The following is an 18302-nucleotide window of genomic DNA, read 5'->3' on the forward strand; positions in this document are numbered from 1 at the left end:
TGTCTTAACGGAAGAGCGACAGCAGCGACTGCGAGGAGGAGTTGGCGATCGACAGCGCCTGGACGCCCAGCTGCTGCTGCGTCTGCAGCGCCTTCAGGCGGGTCGACTCTTCGGTCATGTCCGCATCCACCAGCGTGCCGACACCCTTTTCGATGGAATCGCGCAGGTTGGAGACGAACTCCGACTGGATATCCATGCGGCTCTTGGCAGCGCCGAGGTTCGAGGCAGCGGTCGTCATCAGCCCGATCGCTTCGTCGACGTCCGAGATCATCGTCGAGATCGCCGCGTCGGTGGTCGCGCCGGTCAGCGCCAGCGTCGACACGACGGTGGTGCCGGTGCGTGCGCCGTCCAGGATGCCGTCGGCATTGTCGGTATCGAACAGCTTCGTCTTGGTGGTGTCGACGCCGATGGTACCGACCGAGACCGTGCCGTCAGCGGCGCGGTTGAACGAGGCAACGACATTCTTGGTGCCGGCGGTGATGCCCGTGCCGATCGACAGCCAGTTCTCGCCCGAGAACGAGGCGGAGGACGCGATCGAGGTGAGCTGGCCCTGCAGCTCCTTGATTTCGGACTGGATCTTGGTCTTGTCGACGCCCGGCTCGCGCGCGGCAACCAGCTTGGTCTTGATCTCGTCGACCACGTCGATGGCGGCGGTCATACCGGTGTAAGCGGTGTCGACCTTGGCCTGGCCGAGGCCGAGGGCGTCTTCGACGGCGCCGAGCGCCTTGTTGTCCGAGCGCATGGTCGTGGCGATCGACCAGTAGGCCGCGTTGTCCGACGCCGCACCGACGCGGTAGCCGGTCGAGATGCGGTTCTGGGTCTCGTCGAGGCTGTTGTTGATCGCCGACAGGCTCTGCAGAGCCGTCATTGCCGAAGTATTGGTATTGATCGAGGTCATTGTGTTGTCCCGTAACGCGGAATTTCAAACAGGGGACAGTCCGGGCCGGCCGGTATAACGAAGCGGCATCATGCCCGTGACCGGCGTTCCCTACGCCCGTCACCTCGCTATGACGCTACTTTGCGCCGCCGCCACCTACCCACTACTTAAATTTGATAGTTAACAACATGTGCCGATCTTCGCTTCAAAGTTCATCATGAATCAAGTGCTAAGAGGTGGACTGACCGCCCTGCCCCGAACGCAAAAACGGGCCCGGCCTTGCGGCCGGACCCGTTCGCTTCAGAATGGCTGCGTTCCGGATTAGCGGAACAGCGACATCAGCGACTGCGAGGACGAGTTGGCGATCGACAGTGCCTGGACGCCGAGCTGCTGCTGCGTCTGCAGGGCCTTCAGGCGGGTCGACTCTTCCGTCATGTCCGCATCCACCAGCGTGCCCACGCCCTTCTCGATGGAATCGCGCAGGTTGGAGACGAACTCCGACTGGATATCCATGCGGCTCTGGGCGGCGCCGAGATTGGACGCGGCGGTGGTCATGCTCTTCAGCGCCGTGTCGACATTCGAGATCATCGCGTCGATGACGGTCTCGACGGTCTCGGCGGTCGTGTAGGCGCCATCGACCGCGGCCTGGTCGAGCACCGCAGTGCTGATGTCGATGTCCATGACGTTGCCGGCGATCTGCGTGGCATCGTCACCGATCAGCGCGTCCTTGTTGAGGATGCCGTCATCGGCCGGGGTGCCGGCACCGTCGGTACCGATGAGCTTCACCGCCGATGCGTCGATGGCGATCGTCCCGACCGAGACGGCGCCGGCGCTGCTGCGGTTGAACGAGGCGACGACGTTCTTGGTGACGGCCGCGCCGTCGAAATTCAGCCAGTTCTCACCGGAAAACGAGGCCGATTCGGAGATCGACGTCAGCTGGTTCTTCAGTTCGGCAATCTCGGACTGGATCTTGTTGCGATCGACACCCGGCTCGCGCGCGGCAACCAGCTTGGTCTTGATCTCGTCGACAACGTCGATGGCGGCCTTCATGCCGGTATAGGCCGTGTCGACCTTCGCCTGGCCGAGACCGAGGGCGTCTTCGACGGCGCCGAGCGCCTTGTTGTCCGAGCGCATCGTGGTGGCGATCGACCAGTAGGCGGCGTTGTCCGACGCCGCACCGACGCGGTAGCCGGTGGAGATGCGGTTCTGCGTCTCGTCGAGGTTGTTGTTGATCATCGACAGGCTCTGCAGAGCCGTCATCGCCGACACGTTGGTATTGATCGAGGTCATGATGTGTCCCGTAACGCGGAAAAATGAACAGGGGGACAGTCCGGGTTGGCCGGCATAACGAAACGGCATCATGCCTGTGGCCGGAACTCTGGCAGACCACTTCGCTATACCGTCAGGCTGTCAGCTTATCGCTACGTTTCGCTTAAGTAGAATGGTTAACGCTTTACTTCGGGAGCTTACTGCTACCGCATGGGGAGATGGACAACGTCACGCAGGCGTCTTCCCGGGCCAAACGAAAACGGGCCCGGCCTTGCGGCCGGACCCGTCTGTCTCAGTGTCGAAGTGGCTGCTCTTAGCGGAAGAGCGACAGCAGCGACTGCGAGGAGGAGTTGGCGATGGACAGCGCCTGCACGCCCAGCTGCTGCTGCGTCTGCAGCGCCTTCAGGCGGGTCGACTCTTCGGTCATGTCCGCATCCACCAGCGTGCCGACGCCCTTCTCGATGGAGTCGCGCAGGTTGGAGACAAACTCCGACTGGATATCCATGCGGCTCTTGGCGGCACCGAGGTTCGAAGCACCGGTGGTCATCGACTGGATGGCACCGTCGACGGCCGAGATCATCTCGCTGATGTCGGTGTCGTCGATGTTCGCCGCGGTGATGTCGAGCGTGCTCACCGATACGGTGACAGCGCCGGCGCCCGTGGTGGTGAAGGCGGTGTTCAGGATGCCGTTGTTGGCACCGCCGGCGCCGACCGTGTCGTCACCGAACAGCTTCGTACCGCCGATGACGATGTCGATCGTGCCCACCGACACGGCACCGGCCGCGCTACGGTTGAACGATGCCACGACGCTCTTCGAGGTACCTGCGGCACCGTCGAAGGACAGCCAGTTCTCGCCCGAGAAGGATGCCGAGGTGGCGATCGAGCTCAGCTGACCCTGCAGTTCCTTGAGTTCCGCCTGGATCTTCGACTTGTCGACGCCCGGCTCGCGCGCTGCGACGAGCTTCGACTTCATCTCATCGACGACGTCGATGGCGGCCTTCATGCCGGTATAGGCGGTGTCGACCTTCGCCTGGCCGAGGCCGAGGGCGTCCTCGACGGCGCCGAGCGCCTTGTTGTCCGAGCGCATCGTGGTGGCGATCGACCAGTAGGCGGCGTTGTCCGACGCCGCACCAACGCGGAAGCCGGTCGAGATGCGGTTCTGGGTCTCGTCGAGATTGCTGTTGATCATCGACAGGCTCTGGAGAGCCGTCATTGCCGACACGTTGGTATTGATCGAGGTCATGTTGGTGTCCCGTAACGCGGAAAATGAACAGGGGGGACAGTCCGGGCTGGCCGGGATAGCGAAACGGCTTCATGCCCGTGGCCCAACTGGCCACCTCGCTATGCCCGCAACATGCCAGCGGCTGGCTACCAAGCGCCTAAAAAAGGTGGTTAACATATTCTTTTTCAAAACGAATTTGAAATCGTAGCGGGTTGCAACCATCCTTCCGCCGATAGCTGTCATCCCGACCGGCCCCGCCGGCCGCCCATCTGCGCATGCAAAACGGGCCCGGCCTTGCGGCCGGACCCGTCGGTCTCAGTGTCGAAGTGTCGTGTCTTAGCGGAAGAGCGACAGCAGCGACTGCGAGGAGGAGTTGGCGATCGACAGCGCCTGGACGCCCAGCTGCTGCTGCGTCTGCAGCGCCTTCAGGCGGGTCGACTCTTCGGTCATGTCCGCATCGACCAACGTGCCGACGCCCTTCTCGATGGAATCGCGCAGGTTGGAGACGAACTCCGACTGGATATCCATGCGGCTCTTGGCGGCACCAAGGTTCGAAGCGGCCGTCGTCATCCGCTGCAGGGCATCGTCGACACCGCTGATGTAGGAGTTCAGCGTCGTCACGTCGGCGGCAGCGTCCGTCAGGGCCGAGATGTCAAGGGTCGAGACCTTGAAGCCGCCGGCTGTCGTCTGATCGGCTTGGTAGACACCGGTCGCCGACGAGTACACGCCATCGAGGATGCCCGTACCCGCGGTAGCAGCATCCGTCGCGGCGTCGAACAGCTTGGTCTTCGAGGTGTCGATCTCGATCGTGCCGACCGAGACGGCGCCCGCGCTGTCACGGTTGAAGGAGGCGACGACCGACTTGGTGGCGTTGGCCGGTGCCGTGGAATCGACCGACAGCCAGTTCTCGCCCGAGAAGGATGCAGAGGTCGCGATCGAGGTCAGCTGACCCTGCAACTCGGTGATTTCGGCCTGGATCTTCGTCTTGTCGACGCCCGGCTCGCGGGCCGCGACCAGCTTCGCCTTCATCTCGTCGACGACGTCGATGGCGGCCTTCATGCCGGTGTAAGCGGTGTCGACCTTCGCCTGGCCAAGGCCGAGCGCGTCCTCGACGGCGCCGAGAGCCTTGTTGTCCGAGCGCATCGTGGTGGCGATCGACCAATAGGCGGCGTTGTCGGAGGCGGCACCGACGCGGAAGCCGGTCGAGATGCGGTTCTGGGTCTCGTCGAGATTGCTGTTGATCATCGAGAGGCTCTGGAGAGCCGTCATCGCCGACGTATTGGTGTTGATCGAGGTCATGATGGTGTCCCGTAACGCGGAAAAATGAACAGGGGGACAGTCCGGATCGGCCGGCATAACGAAACGGCATCATGCCCGTGACCAAGAACAAATGGCCACCTCGCTATTCCGTCACCATGCCAGCCGCACGCTACCAAGCCGCTAAGGAAGGTGGTTAACGCTTTCTGTTTCCTGAGAAATCCGGTTGCACGCCTGGCTGGGCCGCGTCGCATCGAGAGACGGCAGCTTCCCTGCCTGCCCGAAGGACGCGCCCTCACCAATGTAAAACGGGCCCGGCCTTGCGGCCGGACCCGTCTGTCTCAGTAGTGGTGGGTGATGTCTTAGCGGAAGAGCGCCAGCAGCGATTCCGAGGAGGAATTGGCGATGGACAGCGCCTGGACGCCCAGCTGCTGCTGCGTCTGCAGCGCCTTCAGGCGGGTCGACTCCTCGGTCATGTCCGCATCGACCAGCGTGCCGACGCCCTTCTCGATGGAGTCGCGCAGGGTCGAGACGAATTCCGACTGGATGTCGACGCGGTTCTTGGCGGCGCCGAGGTTCGAGGCGGCCGTCGTCATCGCCTGCAGCGCCTCGTCCACGTCCGAAATCATGTCGGACACCTGACCATCCGTCGTCGCAGCGGTGATCGTGAAGGTGGAGACGACGGTGCCGTTGGTGCGTCCCACGTCCAGAATGCCATCGGTGTTGTCGGTATCGAACAGCTTGGTCTTGGTGGTGTCGACGCCGATGGTGCTGACCGAAACCGAGGCGTCGGCGGCGCGGTTGAACGAGGACACGATCGTCTTGGTGCCGGCCACGATGCCGGTGCCGATCGACAGCCAGTTCTCGCCCGAGAAAGAGGCCGACGTCGCGATCGAGGTGAGCTGGCCCTGCAACTCGGTGATTTCCGCCTGGATCTTGGTCTTGTCGACGCCCGGCTCGCGGGCTGCGACCAGCTTCGCCTTGATCTCGTCGACAACGTCGATGGCGGCCTTCATGCCGGTATAGGCGGTGTCCAGCTTGGCCTGACCGAGGCCGAGGGCGTCCTCGACGGCGCCGAGCGCCTTGTTGTCCGAGCGCATGGTGGTGGCGATCGACCAGTAGGCGGCGTTGTCGGACGCTGCGTTGACGCGGTAGCCGGTCGAGATGCGGCTCTGCGTCTCGTTGAGGTTGCTGTTGATCATCGACAGGCTCTGGAGAGCCGTCATTGCCGACACATTGGTGTTGATCGAGGTCATGATGATGTCCCGTAACGCGGAAAACTGAATGGGGGGACAGTCCGGGTTGGCCGGCATAGCGAGACGGCATCATGCCCTGCGCTCTCGACCTGCAAGGTGGAACGCATCGCTATGGGGACGACTATCGCGGCAGGCTCCTTCCGAGGCGTTAACGGTAACGCCCCGTTGTCTTTCATGGTTAACGGATGCTTTCAGGCCGCCTCCCCTCGCCGCCCGGATGCACGGTCCTCCAGAACGCAAAAAGCCGCCCCAGGGGGCGGCTTTCGTTCGTCACGCCGGCCTCCCGCGAGGGGCGCCGCCGAAATGTTGCTTCGATCAGTTCTGGAAGAGCTGCAGGATCGCCTGGCTCGAGGAATTGGCGATCGACAGCGCCTGGACGCCGAGCTGCTGCTGCGTCTGCAGCGCCTTCAGCCGGGTCGATTCTTCGGTCATGTCCGCATCCACCAGCGCGCCGATGCCCGACGAAATGGAGTCGGTCAGGCTGGAGACGAAGTTCTGCTGCAGCTCGATGCGTGACTTGGCCGCGCCGAGATTGGCGGCGACATTGGTCATGTCGGTCAGAATCTTGTCCACGACGCGAACCATGGCGTTCACTTCGGCCGGGGTCGTCGCGCTATCGAGTTCGATCACCGTACCGGCCGCGGCCGTGGTCTCGCCCGGCACGTCGATCAGCCGGTAGTTCACGGGAGTGCCGGTTGGCGTGGCGAGCAGCGCGTCGGAATCATAGGTCTTGGTCAGAACGCCGGTGGTCTCGTTATCCGTTCCGATCAGGGTCATCGCCGACACGTCGACGGTGATCGTGCCGATCGAGACCGAGCCGGTGGAGTCGCGGTTGAAGGAGGCGACGATGTCCTTGGAGCCGGCGGCCGCCGCGGCGTCGTTCTGCAGCCAGTTCTCGCCGGAGAACGAGGCGGAGGACGCGATGCTCTGCAGCTGCTTCTTCAGCTCGCTGATTTCCGACTGGATCTTGGTCTTGTCGACACCCGGCTCGCTGGCCGCGACCAGCTTGGCCTTGATCTCGTCGACCACGTCGATGGCGCTTTCCAGCGCGGTATAGGCGATGTCGACCTTGGCAGCGCCGAGACCCAGCGAATCCTCGACTGCCGACAGGGCCTTGTTGTCCGAGCGCATGGTCGTGGCGATCGACCAATAGGCGGCATTGTCCTTGGCTTCGGCGACACGGTAGCCCGTCGAGATGCGGTTCTGGGTCGCATCCATCGACCGGTTGGTCGCCTGCAGCGTCTGCAAGGCCGCCATGGCCGCGATATTGGTATTGATGCTGGTCATGACACTCTACCCTCGGTGCTAACTTCGCCCGCATTCCGCTAAGGCGACGCACGGAGGCCCGCCTGCGCTCGCCCCCATTGGTCGTGAAGGTAGTTTGTTAACCTTAATGGGGAGTTAAGGCTGACGACGCGGCAGGCGGAACGCGCCCGGAAAATCGCGTCGTCAGAAGAAGGATCGGACCAGGGATCCGACCAGCATGTTCCAGCCGTCGATCAGGATGAAGAACAGGATCTTGAACGGCAGCGAGATGATGGTCGGCGGCAGCATCATCATGCCCATCGACATGGTCAGCGTGGCGACGATCATGTCGATCACCAGGAACGGCAGCACGATGAGGAAGCCGATCTCGAAGCCGCGGCGCAGCTCTGAGATCATGAAGGCCGGGATCAGCTCCCGCAGATCGACGTCGCGCTCGTCGGCAGCGCCCTGCTCTTCCGGCTCGACCCGCTCGCGGCTGGTGGCCGCCGCGATGTCGCCGAACAGCGTCAGATCTTCCGGCCGCACCTGCGTCAGCATGAAGTCCTTGAACGGCTCGCTGATCCGGTAGAACGCCTCCTCCTCGGTGATCTCGTTGTTCAGCAGCGGCTGCAGGCCGTCGTTCCAGGCCCGGTCGAAGGTCGGCGCCATGACGAAGAAGGTCATGAACAAGGACAGCGAGATCAGGATCAGGTTGGCCGGCGTCGTCTGCAGGCCGAGACCGGTGCGCAGGATCGACAGCGCGATGACGATGCGCGTGAAGGACGTGACCATGACCAGGAGGCCCGGCGCGATCGACAGGATGGTGACGATGCCGAAGAGCTGGACGATGCGGCCGGAGGCGGTCGAGTCGCCGGCCGGCAGGAGGCTGGCGAGATCGGGCAGTCCCGAGGTCTGGGCGGTCTGTGCGAGCGCCGGTCCGGCAAACAGCAGCGCCGCCAGAAAGAGGAGCGTTCTCATTCGGCGATCATCGTCTGGATGAGGTAGTCGACAACGGCGGGCGAGCGCAGCTTGGCGCGCTGGCGCAGATCCTCGCGCAGGTGCATCAGGCCGCGGGTGCCCTCGACCTGGGACAATTGCACCGAGCGCAGGAAGGCCAGCGTGTCGGCCTCGATCTGGGCGGCCAGCACCTCGGGATCGGCCGAGCCGTCGTCGCGATAGACCAGGGCCGCCTCGACGCGGAGCCAGGTCTGGGGCGGCGAATAGATGTTGGTGAGGACCGGCTTGAGCGGCATCAGCTTGAGCGGCAGCTTGTCCGCGCTCTCGGCCAGATCGCCGGCCTCGATGTCGACGATCTCGGCGCCGGGCGCCTCGGCCGGCGCCGCCGTGGCCGCTGCGGGTTCCGGCGAAGCGAGCATCATGCCCAGCACCGCGCCGCCGCCGCCGCCCACGAGCGTCAGTATCGCCACTGCGATCGCCGTGGGGATCAGGCCCCCTGCCTTTTCGGTCTCTTCGTCCGATGCGCCAATGCTGGCCATGCGCCGAACCCTTCCGCTGTTTCGTCGACGGACGGACCCTCATGGTCCAGCCCTGCCCGACGATCGAGCGTTAACGGTTCAGCCTGTCGCGAGACTTGCCTTGACGGCAGCGTCCCCTACTGGATGGCGACGGCGTCGTAGATCTGCTGTCCCCAGCCGGGCTGCTGGACGTCGGTGATCCGGCCGCGGCCGCCATAGGAAATCCGCGCCTCGGCGATCTTGTCGTAGTTGATCGTGTTGTCCGGCAGGATGTCGCGCGGCCGGATGATGCCGGCGATCGACAGCACGCGCACCTCGAAATTGACCCGCACCTCCTGCTGGCCCGAGATGAACAGATTGCCGTTCGGCAGCTTCTGGCCGACGACCGCGGCAACCGACAGGTCGATGTCCTCGGAGCGCTTGATCTTGCCCTTGCCGGTCATGTCGGAGCTGTTGTCCGAGCCGAGCTGGGCGCCCACCGTCGGCAGCGTGTACTGGCCGAGATTGCCGGCCAGATCGAGGCCGGCGGCGATGCCGGACTTGCGCGAGCGTTCGGAATTGTTGTCGATCGAGGCCTGGTCGCGGATGCGGATCTTGACGGTGACGATGTCACCCTCGCTCAGGGCCCGCGGGTCCTGGTAGAAATCGGCCCGGGCGTCGGACCACAGCGAGTGCGACGTATGCGGCTTGCTGGCCGGGAAGGACGCCGGCTGGGCGATGATCGGCGGATATTCGTAGAGCCCCGCACCGACCGGCGAGAGCGACGGCTCGCGCAGCGCGTCGTTGCCGGCTGTCGAACAGCCGGCGAGTGCCGCGACGGCGAGAAGGATCAAGGGCTTCACGTGCGCTTCTCCGCAACCTGCTCGGCGCCCTGCGTGCTGCCGGCCGACGTCTTGGCGACGATGAGCGAGGCGATCTCGGCGGCCACCTTCGGCTCCATCTCGCTGAGGATGTCGCTCGCCAGGCGCGATTTCAGGCGCACCAGCACCGAGGCGGCATCGCTGCGCGAGACGATCGCAAGCTGCGACGCGGCGGCGACGGAATCCATGTTGGTGTAGATGTCGACGACGATCTTGGAGGCGTCGTCGAGGAAGCGCTGACGCTCGGCGAGCCAGGCGTTGTAGTCCTCGCGCTTGGCCTGCAATTCGTCGATCTGCTCGGAGACCGCCGCTTCCAGTTCGGTCAGCTGCTTCTGCTCGAGGGCATAGCGCGCGTCCTGGGCCTTGTCGGCGATGCTCAGGCAATAGGCCTCGACCTCGGTCGAGGGCTTGGGCGGCGTGATCACCTCCCCCTTCGGCCCGACGACCCGCACTTCCTGCGGCGGCAGTTCGTCCGGCTGCACCGGCTTCTTGGCTTCGACCGCATGGGCGGTACCCGCGGCAAGGGAGACGGTGAGGAACAGGGCGAGGCACCGCCAGCGGGGATGGAAAGCCTGGATCATCATTGCACCACGAGTTCGGCCTGAAGGGCGCCGGCCGTCTTGATCGCCTGCAGGATCGCGATGATCCCGGTCGGCTTGAGTCCGATGCGGTTGAGGCCGCGGACGACTGTTTCGAGATCCGCGCCGCCGACGAAGGCGAAATTGCCGCCATCCTCGCGAGCGTCGATGATGGTCTCCGACGTGACGACCGTCTGGCCGTCCGAGAGCGGGGCCGGCTGCGACACCGACGGCATCTCGCTGATCCGCACCGTCAGATTGCCGTGGGTGACGGCGACGAGGGAGATCTGCACGTCCTTGCCGATGATGACGGTGCCGGTGCGCTCGTCGATCACCACGCGGGCCGGCTGGTCCGGTGCGATCCGCAATTCGCCGATCTCGGCGATGAAGCGGGTGCTGGAGACCTCGGACGGGCGCTTGAGATGCACCGTGCGGAAATCCTCCTCGCGGGCCACCGGCTGGCCCCAGCGGCTGCGGGCATAATCGTTGATCACGTCGACGACGCGAATCGAGGTGCGGAAATCGGGATTGCGCAGCTCGATCGCCAGCTTGCCGTCGTCGTTGAAGCCACCGGGCACCTCGCGCTCGACCAGCGCGCCATTGGGCACGCGGCCGGTGGTCGGCACGCCCTGGGTCAGCTTCTCGCTGTCGCCTTCCGAAGCGAAGCCGCTGACGGCGAGCGAGCCCTGTGCGACGGCATAAATCTCGCCATCGGCGCCGTAGAGCGGCGTCATCACCAGCGTGCCGCCCATCAGCGAGGTGGCGTCGCCGAGCGAGGACACGGTCACGTCGATGCGCGAGCCGGTGCCGATAAAGGCCGGCAGCTCGCTGGTCACGGTGACGGCGGCGACGTTCTTGCTGCGCGAGTTCTGCGAGCGGATGTTGACGCCCATGCGGTCGAGCATCGACTGCATCGACTGTTCGGTGAAGGGCGAGTTGCGCATGGAATCGCCGGTGCCCTGCAGGCCGATGACGAGACCGTAGCCGACGAGCTGGTTGGGGCGCACGCCGCGGATGTCGACGATGTCCTTGATGCGCACGCTGCCGCGGGCACTCGCCGCATCGCCGATGACCGGCGCCGGCAGCGACGGCACGCCGCCGCCCGAGCCCGGATAATCGGCCGCCAGGCTGCTGTTCACCAATGCGGCGACCAGGCCGGCAACGAGGATCAGACGCTTGCGGATCATCCCGATATCCTGATGCTTCCGTCCGCCGACACGATGCCGGAGACGATGATGCCGCTGTCGGCATTGCGGACGCGTATGGTCTCGCCGGCGCCGGCCGAGCGCAGCGCGGTCCCCTGGCCGGTGATGACGAGGCCCGCCTCGCTGTAGACGAGGGTGACGGCGGCTCCGGCGCGCACCAGATCCGGCTCCTTCAGGTCGGACAGGCGGATCGCCTTGCCCGGCAGAAGGGTGCGGCGGGCGACCCGGCCGATCAGCGCGCTGTCATCGACGGCATAGAGCCCGATCTTGTCGTCCTTGACGTAGAAGGCCTTGTGGTTGAGGCCCGGCGCGGTGACGCTCTGGCCGGGATAGATGACCGTCGTGGGCACCGGCAGTTCGAGTTCGGCCGCCAGGGCCCGAACCGGAACCGACAGGATGACGAGGGCCGCGAGCGCCAGCGCCACGGCGTAGAGTACGGCCATGACCCGGCCGGGATCGCGCGTACCGCCGCCCATGATTCAGCGAATCCCCTTCGAGACGACGCTCGCCATCTCGTCGGCGGCCGAGATCACCTTGGAGTTCATCTCGTAGGCGCGCTGGGCCGAGATCAGTTCGGAGATTTCCTTCACCGGATCGACGTTGGAATCTTCCAGATAACCCTGCTGGATGGTGGCGTAGCCCTCGTCGCCCGGCACGCCGGCCGTCGGGGCACCCGATGCGATGGTCTCGCGGAACAGATTGCCGCCCTGCGCGGCAAGGCCGGCGTTGTTGGCGAAGGTGGCGAGGGTCAGCTGGCCGAGCTCTTCCAGATCGGCGGCACCGCCGACGCGGGCGAAGACCTGGCCGCTCTCGTTGACGATGACCTCGCTGGTGTTGGCCGGCACGGTGATCGCCGGATCGACGAGCAGGCCGTCGAGGGTCACGAGCTGGCCGTCGCCATTGGTGTTGAAGGCACCGTCGCGGGTGTAGAGGATCTCGCCGCCCGGGCCCTGGACCTGGAACCAGCCCTCGCCGTTCAGGGCGAGATCGAGCTTGTTGCCGGTCTGGTTGAGCGTGCCCTGGATATGCAGGTTGCGGATGGCCGCGAGCCGCGTACCGAGGCCGAGCTGGGCACCCTCGGGCACCACGCCCTGACCGCCGCGAGCCGCGACGCCCTGGGCGCGCTCGACCTGGTAGAGCAGATCGGTGAACTCGGCACGGGCCCGCTTGAAGCCGGTCGTGTTGATGTTCGCGATGTTGTTGGCAATGACCTCGACATTGGTCTGCTGCGCATTCATGCCGGTCGCGGCGATCGCAAGGGCTCGCATCGGATGCTTCCTTCAGGACGGTGTACCCGGTCCCCATCGATGCGGGGCGCCGTGGAAAGTTTCAGGTGGCGGAGACCGCCGGATCAGATCGCCATCCGCGACAGTTCCATGTAGGCGCTGACCGCCTTGTCGCGGATCGAGACCGCGGTCTGCAGCGTGCGTTCGGCTTCCATGACCGCCTCGACGACGGCCTGGGTGGTCGCCTGGCCGTTGATCCCACGGATCGAGGTGGCCTCGGCGGACTGGACGGTGGTGACGGCGTCCTTGGCGATCTGCGACAGGACGGCGCTGAAATCGGCGCCGGCGCCCTGCGGGGTCGCGGTTGCGCCGGTGGTGGCGAGGCCGGCATCCACGCTGCCGGTCTGGATGCGGGGCAGGCTCGCTCCGATAGCAGGAATCATGGTCAGCTCCTCAGCAGGTCGATGGTCATGTTGATGATTTCACGCGCCTGTTTCACCACCTGGATGTTGGCTTCGTAGGAGCGGTTGGCTTCGCGCATATCGGCCATCTCGACCAGCATCCGCACATTCGGCATCTTCACGTAGCCGTCGGCATTGGCGGCCGGATTGCCGGGATCGCTTTCCAGGATGAACGGCGTGTCGTCGCGGCCGACCTTGTCGACCGAGACCATCTGGGCGCCCGAAACCCGGTCGAGTTCGCTCTGGAAGCTGACCATCTTGCGCTGATACGGGTCGCTGCCGGGCGTCGTGCCGGTGGTCTGCGCATTGGCGATGTTCTCGGAGACGATGCGCATGCGCGTCGATTGCGCCTGCAGGCCGCTGGCGGCGATCTTCAGAGACGAGAGCAGTGGATCGGCCATCGGGTTATCCCTTCGCGGACATGATGAGCATGCGGTGGAACGACTTCACCACCGAGGTGCCGAGGGCGTATTCGCGCGACACTTCGCCGGCCTTCAGCATTTCCTGCGGCAGGCTGACGGAGTTGCCCGAATGCTTGACGCTCCAGGGCATCTCGTTGACGACGTCGGAACCGCCGCCCGCACTGTCCATCGAGGCCAGATGCATGGCCTGCGACCGCGACATGCGCAGCGCCGTGGCGTCGAGCGCCTCGGTGAAGGACGAGAGATCCTTGGAGGTGTAGCCGGGCGTGTCGACATTGGCGACGTTCTCGGCGACCACCGTCTGGCGCTGGGCCAGATAGGCGGTGCGCTGCGATGCGAGCCCGAAGATGTAGAGACTATCCATGACGATCCGCGCTGAAAACTTGCGACGGGTCCAGCCTTAGGACGAGGCGCTTGTCCGAAGCTTGATGGATCGGCAGGAACGACTTGAAATGAAACGGCAGGGGGAAAGTATTGCCCGCAGGAGGCCAGAATCCCGCATCCGCGGCATGGCGCGCGGAGCGGGGCTGGTGCGGGACTTGCGGAGAGGGATCGGAGCGGTCCGCCGGACCGCCCGGATCAGGACGCGCGCGGCTTCAGATGCGCGTCGTGGATGGCGTTTTCCAGACGCTCGACGCCCTCGTCGGGGCAGGCCGGGCTGTCGAAGGAGATGTAGGTGATGTCGACGGCCGCGGTGGCGGCGCCCAGCTCGAGCTGGAAATGCGCGGTCACACCGTCATAGACGAATTCCAGCGCCAGGCAGACGATCGGCACCGTGCCCCACGACACCCGGACATGGCCGGAATTGGCGAAGCGCAGGACACCTGGCTTGAGAAACAGCTCCGCCGAGGAGGTCACGATGTCGGACAGATTGCCGTAGCGCTCCAGTCGCAGGAAGGCGATGTAATCGACCACTTCGACCAGCCGCAGCTCGGCGGCGACTTCCTTGATGCCTTCGGCGAGCGCGCGCTCCCGGGACAAGGTCCTGTGCTTGCGAATATCCAGCATGGCTACGCTGTAGCAACTCCTACCTTGGATCCCGTGCGGGAGTGGAGGAAATAGATGATCTCAGCGATCGCCTTGAAGAACTGGGGCGGAATCATCTGATCGATTTCGACATGATCGTACATCGACCTTGCCAAGAGCTTGTCTTCGATCACCGGAACATCGTTGGCTTCGGCGATTTCACGAATCTTCAACGCGACCAGATCGGCGCCCTTGGCGACGACCATCGGAGCGCCGCCCTCTTCGCGATTGTAGCGCAGCGCGATCGCGTAATGGGTCGGGTTGGCGATCACCAGGGTGGCCAGCGGCACGTCGGCCATCATGCGGCGGCGCACCCGGTCGCGACCGATCTGGCGCTGGCGCGCCTTGATCTGCGGATCGCCCTCGGCCTGCTTGTTCTCGTCCTTGATTTCCTGCTTCGACATCATCAGGTCGCGGCGCCAGTGGAACCGGGTCATGGCCAGGTCGGCGGCGACGAGGACGATGGTGGCGATCGAGATGCCCGACAAGAGCTTCATCGCCATCTGCAGGATCAGCTCGGGCACCAGCACGGGGTCCGCGAACATGGCCTGCATCATCGTCGGGAAGCTCGACACGAGCAACATGCTAACGACGACGCCGATGGTGATGAACTTGAACACCGCCTTGCCGAACTCCGTCAGCCCGCGCAGGCCGAAAATGCGCGTGAAGCCGGATGCCGGCGACACGTTCGACCATTTTGGACGAATGCGCTCGATATTGATCTGGGGCGGATTCTGCAGGACAGAAGAGATGACGCCGCCGGCGACGAAGAGCCCTGCGGCCGGCAGGATGAACCAGACGGCCTCGCGGGCCAGCATGTGCAGGACGTGTAGAGCATCGGCACTCGTATCCAAATCCCACTGGAGCGGGTTCTCGAACGTCGTCTGCAGCGACAGCAGGAGGCGCTGGACGCCCTCACGGGCCTGCAGGGCGATGAACGCCATGATGGCCAGAAGCGAGGCCAGAATAGGCGCTTCCCGCGAAACCGGAAGGTTGCCCTTCTCGACCGCGTCGCTGATCTTCTTCTCGGTCGGGAACTCTGTTTTTGAGGATTTGTCCTCGCTATCCGACACTGGCGATTAAGCTCCGCAGGTGTTGACGTTCAGTGAAGAGAACGGCTTTCCCGGCCGATGACGGGAAAGCCGTGGAGGACACGCGGCGCTTTCGCGCCGCTATGCTTCGGATTCGCCGTGCAGATCCAGCTTGCCCTGGCTCCACAGCTCGAGCGCCGTGCTGGCCACCTGGCGGCGGGCGCGATCGATGTCGGCCGCCGGCTTTTCGTCGCCGCGCTTGAACTCAGCCTCGACCATGCGCCGCGAACGGGCGCTGAGCGAGGACAGTGCGGCCTCCTTCAGCTCTTCGCTCGCGCTCACAAAGGCGGTGATGATCACCTCCGTGTCGATCGCATCGAACAGCACCATGCGGGCGCGCTTGTCGAGCGCCACGATGTCGTCGAAGGCGAAGAGCAGGTTGCGGAGCTTCTCGGCATCCTTCGGCGAGGTCTGGTCGAGCATCACGATCAGGTCGTCGGCATGGCTCTTCGACATGCGGTTGACGATGTCGGCGAGGATCGTGTGGCTGCTCTGCTGCTCGCCCCTGTCCGGCGACGCCAGATAGGCCTGCCGCAGATGGACCTCGAGCAGGCGCTGCACCGGCCGCGTCAGCGACTTCAGCGTCAGCACCCGGCGCATGACGTCATGCCGGAAGGCCGGATCGAATTCGCGGGCGACGGTCGCCGCCGTGTCGGGCCGGATCTTCGACAGGAGCACGGCCACGACATGCGGGTGTTCGCGCGACAGCCGCGGCGCGAGGATCTCGCCCTGCAGCTCGGCGACCGAATCCCAGACATTGCGGGAATCGCGCTCGGCAGCCTTCGCGCCGTCGTCGCCTTCGCCGGGCGACACCGAGAAGATCGTCTCGAATTCTTCTTCCGACAGCGATTCCTTGAGCAGATTGGTCATCTGCTGGGACGGCGCATCCAGCCCCGGCGCCTTCTTGAAGGCGTCCTGGAACTCGTCGACCAGCTCGGCGATCTGTTCGGGCGTGACCGATTGCAGACCGGCCGCGCTTTCCTTCAGAAGCTTGATCTCGCTGGCGGAGAAATGCTTGAGCAACCGGGACGTGCCGGGTGCTCCGAGGGTAAGGAGCAGAACAGCCACGCGGGCCTTGCCGCTTGCCGGCAGTTCCGGAACGTTATCCTGAAAAGCGGCGATCATCGACATGATCGTCAGGCTGCCCGCTGGTTCTTGGCGGCAATGCGCGCGCCCGGCTTGGCGACCTCGGTGAGGGTGACGCCGAAGCGCTGCTCGTCGTTGTCGAGGACGACGATCTCGCCGCGGGCGATGACACGACCGTTGATGATCACGTCGACCGGGTCGCCGACCTTGCTCTCCAGCTTGACCACCGCGCCACGACCCAGGTCGAGCACTTCGGCGACGGTCATGCTGGTCGAGCCGAGCACGATGTGCATCGTGACCTGCAGATCCTTCACCAGGTCCAGATCCATCCGGCCGGTGCCCAGGTCAGCGCTGCTGGTGGCGAAGTTGTCGTCGGTCATGGCGTTTTCGTCCTTGGGTCTTCAGCCGTCCGCATCATGCGGGGGCCGTGTCACACGGGAGTGATCAATCCGATTTAGCCGGCCAGACTGGCGTGAAGCCTGCGATCGGTCCATTCGCCTGCCGGCGGCAGGACGCGATGGACGCGGCCGGCCTCGGCACGGCGCGGCAGCGCGTCCGCCTCGACGATCAGACGCTCGAGCCGGTCGGTGGCGTCGTCGGCTTCGGTAATCCGCAATTCCAGGCGGCGCAGCGTCTCGACGCCCTCGTGCTTCAGCCCGACCACCACTTCGGCGGCGCGGGTGATCGAGGCATCGGCCTGCGCCAGCGAGGCGGAGAGCGCGCTTTCCGAGGAGCGCAGGGTCCGCAGCTCGCGCTGCATGCGGGTGCAGCGGAACGCCGTCACGACCAGCGCCACGACGAGAGCGAAATCAAGCAGATAGGATATCATCAATAAACTCCTCGGCGGGGTCGATGCGCTCTTCGATGCGGACGACGTAGGAATCGCGCGAGCGGCCCATATGGGCGCGGAACAGCGGCTGGTCCTCGCATTCGATGGCGATCAGGCTGTTGGCGCTGACATCCAGCGGAATGGTGTCGCCAACGGCGAAGCCGGCGATCGTTCCCAGGTCGATCTTCTTCTTGGTGACGATGGCACTGAGACGAAGATCGCTCTTGGCGAAGCTTTCCTTGATGGCGTTCGACCAGCTTTCCTCGCGATCCGGCGGCGGCATCTTCGGCGGCTCGCGCAGGAAGCGGAGATGCGGCGCGAAGAGCGCGCCCGGCAGCGCGAAGGTGATGGTCGTCGACAGCGAGGCGACCGTCAGATCGAAGCGGAACAGGATGAACCGGTCGGTCTCGCCGGCGAGCTGCTCGCCGAGTTCGGCCGCGTTGATGATGTTGCCCACCGACAGGCGCAACTCGCCGATCATCTCGAACACCGACAATGCGGAGTCGGCGATGGTCGCCAGCCCCAGCTTGACGATGCTGCGGTCAAGATCGGTCGGCGTGCGCGGCGGGGTTCCCGGCGGTGACGGCTCGGCGGCGAAGAGCGCGGAGATCAGGGCCTCCAGCGCCTCGTGGTCGAGCATCGCATAGCCGGGGCTGCGAAAACGCGGCGACGACAATGGCGCGTACATGGTGCCGTCGTCTTCGGCCTCGTCGAGCTCGGGACCGAAATCCGATTCCACCTCGCGAAGCGTCAGGTCGAGGCTCGCGCCGGCGATCGCGGAGATCTTGGTCGCGGCCGAGGCGGCCCAGGTCTCGGCCATGTGCTTGAGGCGCGGCAGGCGCCGGGGTTCGAATTCGGCGGCATTGCGAAGGCGTTCGCCGACATCCGCACCGCTGATCTGTTCGGTCTGGCTCATC

22 protein-coding genes are annotated in these 18302 nt (G+C 64.9%); all 22 read right to left on the minus strand.

Annotated features, from left to right (window positions below):
* Positions 1-4: 4 nt before the first annotated feature.
* The 22 genes from ACEQX1_RS19350 to ACEQX1_RS19455 all read right to left on the minus strand — a co-directional run bounded on the left by ACEQX1_RS19350 (position 5) and on the right by ACEQX1_RS19455 (position 18301).
* The gene (locus ACEQX1_RS19350) at positions 5-898 is read right to left on the minus strand and encodes a flagellin (protein WP_370197442.1); all 894 of its coding nucleotides are present in this window, start codon (positions 896-898) and stop codon (positions 5-7) included.
* Between the two features lie 300 nt (positions 899-1198).
* The gene (locus tag ACEQX1_RS19355; protein WP_228239740.1) at positions 1199-2167 is read right to left on the minus strand and encodes a flagellin; all 969 of its coding nucleotides are present in this window, start codon (positions 2165-2167) and stop codon (positions 1199-1201) included.
* 292 nt (positions 2168-2459) lie between these two features.
* Positions 2460-3389: a flagellin gene (locus ACEQX1_RS19360; protein WP_228239739.1), complete on the minus strand. Its 930-nt coding sequence runs from the start codon at positions 3387-3389 to the stop codon at positions 2460-2462.
* 315 nt (positions 3390-3704) lie between these two features.
* Positions 3705-4667 (minus strand): flagellin, encoded by a 963-nt coding sequence (locus ACEQX1_RS19365; RefSeq protein WP_370197445.1) that lies wholly within the window; start codon positions 4665-4667, stop codon positions 3705-3707.
* 320 nt (positions 4668-4987) lie between these two features.
* Entirely contained in the window at positions 4988-5881 is an 894-nt protein-coding gene (locus ACEQX1_RS19370; RefSeq protein ID WP_370197447.1) for a flagellin, read from the minus strand.
* A gap of 315 nt (positions 5882-6196) precedes the next feature.
* Positions 6197-7168 (minus strand): flagellin, encoded by a 972-nt coding sequence (locus ACEQX1_RS19375; RefSeq protein WP_024350318.1) that lies wholly within the window; start codon positions 7166-7168, stop codon positions 6197-6199.
* 162 nt (positions 7169-7330) lie between these two features.
* Positions 7331-8104, minus strand: coding sequence for a flagellar type III secretion system pore protein FliP (gene fliP / locus ACEQX1_RS19380; RefSeq protein ID WP_024350317.1), 774 nt, complete (start codon positions 8102-8104; stop codon positions 7331-7333).
* The gene (locus ACEQX1_RS19385) at positions 8101-8622 is read right to left on the minus strand and encodes a flagellar basal body-associated FliL family protein (RefSeq protein WP_370197450.1); all 522 of its coding nucleotides are present in this window, start codon (positions 8620-8622) and stop codon (positions 8101-8103) included. Before ACEQX1_RS19385 ends, fliP begins: the two co-directional genes overlap by 4 nt.
* Before the next feature lie 116 nt (positions 8623-8738).
* Complete coding sequence (gene flgH, locus ACEQX1_RS19390; RefSeq protein WP_009210349.1) at positions 8739-9443, minus strand: flagellar basal body L-ring protein FlgH; 705 nt, start codon at positions 9441-9443, stop codon at positions 8739-8741.
* Positions 9440-10042: a MotE family protein gene (locus tag ACEQX1_RS19395; RefSeq protein WP_155898448.1), complete on the minus strand. Its 603-nt coding sequence runs from the start codon at positions 10040-10042 to the stop codon at positions 9440-9442. Before ACEQX1_RS19395 ends, flgH begins: the two co-directional genes overlap by 4 nt.
* A complete protein-coding gene (gene flgI, locus ACEQX1_RS19400) occupies positions 10042-11226 on the minus strand; it encodes a flagellar basal body P-ring protein FlgI (RefSeq protein ID WP_230784673.1) in 1185 nt (394 codons plus the stop codon). Before flgI ends, ACEQX1_RS19395 begins: the two co-directional genes overlap by 1 nt.
* Positions 11223-11720, minus strand: coding sequence for a flagellar basal body P-ring formation chaperone FlgA (gene flgA / locus ACEQX1_RS19405; RefSeq protein ID WP_024350313.1), 498 nt, complete (start codon positions 11718-11720; stop codon positions 11223-11225). The genes flgI and flgA overlap by 4 nt, the downstream gene beginning before the upstream one ends.
* A 3-nt stretch (positions 11721-11723) precedes the next feature.
* Positions 11724-12512, minus strand: a complete 789-nt coding sequence (gene flgG / locus ACEQX1_RS19410) for a flagellar basal-body rod protein FlgG (RefSeq protein WP_024350312.1) — start codon at positions 12510-12512, stop codon at positions 11724-11726.
* A gap of 83 nt (positions 12513-12595) precedes the next feature.
* Positions 12596-12913: a flagellar hook-basal body complex protein FliE gene (locus ACEQX1_RS19415; protein WP_024350311.1), complete on the minus strand. Its 318-nt coding sequence runs from the start codon at positions 12911-12913 to the stop codon at positions 12596-12598.
* Positions 12914-12915: 2 nt separating this feature from the next.
* Positions 12916-13332, minus strand: a complete 417-nt coding sequence (gene flgC, locus ACEQX1_RS19420; protein ID WP_009210354.1) for a flagellar basal body rod protein FlgC — start codon at positions 13330-13332, stop codon at positions 12916-12918.
* A gap of 4 nt (positions 13333-13336) precedes the next feature.
* The gene (flgB, locus tag ACEQX1_RS19425; protein WP_230784674.1) at positions 13337-13717 is read right to left on the minus strand and encodes a flagellar basal body rod protein FlgB; all 381 of its coding nucleotides are present in this window, start codon (positions 13715-13717) and stop codon (positions 13337-13339) included.
* A 215-nt stretch (positions 13718-13932) separates the two neighbouring features.
* On the minus strand, positions 13933-14334 hold the full coding sequence (locus ACEQX1_RS19430; RefSeq protein ID WP_228239723.1) for a hypothetical protein: 402 nt from the start codon (positions 14332-14334) through the stop codon (positions 13933-13935).
* Between the two features lie 29 nt (positions 14335-14363).
* Entirely contained in the window at positions 14364-15452 is a 1089-nt protein-coding gene (gene flhB / locus ACEQX1_RS19435) for a flagellar biosynthesis protein FlhB (protein WP_024350308.1), read from the minus strand.
* Between the two features lie 99 nt (positions 15453-15551).
* Positions 15552-16595, minus strand: a complete 1044-nt coding sequence (locus ACEQX1_RS19440; protein WP_024350307.1) for a FliG C-terminal domain-containing protein — start codon at positions 16593-16595, stop codon at positions 15552-15554.
* Positions 16596-16606: 11 nt separating this feature from the next.
* Positions 16607-16936: a flagellar motor switch protein FliN gene (gene fliN / locus ACEQX1_RS19445; RefSeq protein WP_024350306.1), complete on the minus strand. Its 330-nt coding sequence runs from the start codon at positions 16934-16936 to the stop codon at positions 16607-16609.
* Positions 16937-17010: 74 nt separating this feature from the next.
* Complete coding sequence (locus tag ACEQX1_RS19450; RefSeq protein WP_370197453.1) at positions 17011-17385, minus strand: hypothetical protein; 375 nt, start codon at positions 17383-17385, stop codon at positions 17011-17013.
* A complete protein-coding gene (locus ACEQX1_RS19455; RefSeq protein ID WP_024350304.1) occupies positions 17366-18301 on the minus strand; it encodes a FliM/FliN family flagellar motor switch protein in 936 nt (311 codons plus the stop codon). The genes ACEQX1_RS19450 and ACEQX1_RS19455 overlap by 20 nt, the downstream gene beginning before the upstream one ends.
* Between the last annotated feature and the right edge of the window lies 1 nt (position 18302).

Source organism: Aurantimonas sp. (genome assembly GCF_964217435.1).
Classification (GTDB): Bacteria; Pseudomonadota; Alphaproteobacteria; order Rhizobiales; family Rhizobiaceae; genus Aurantimonas; species Aurantimonas coralicida.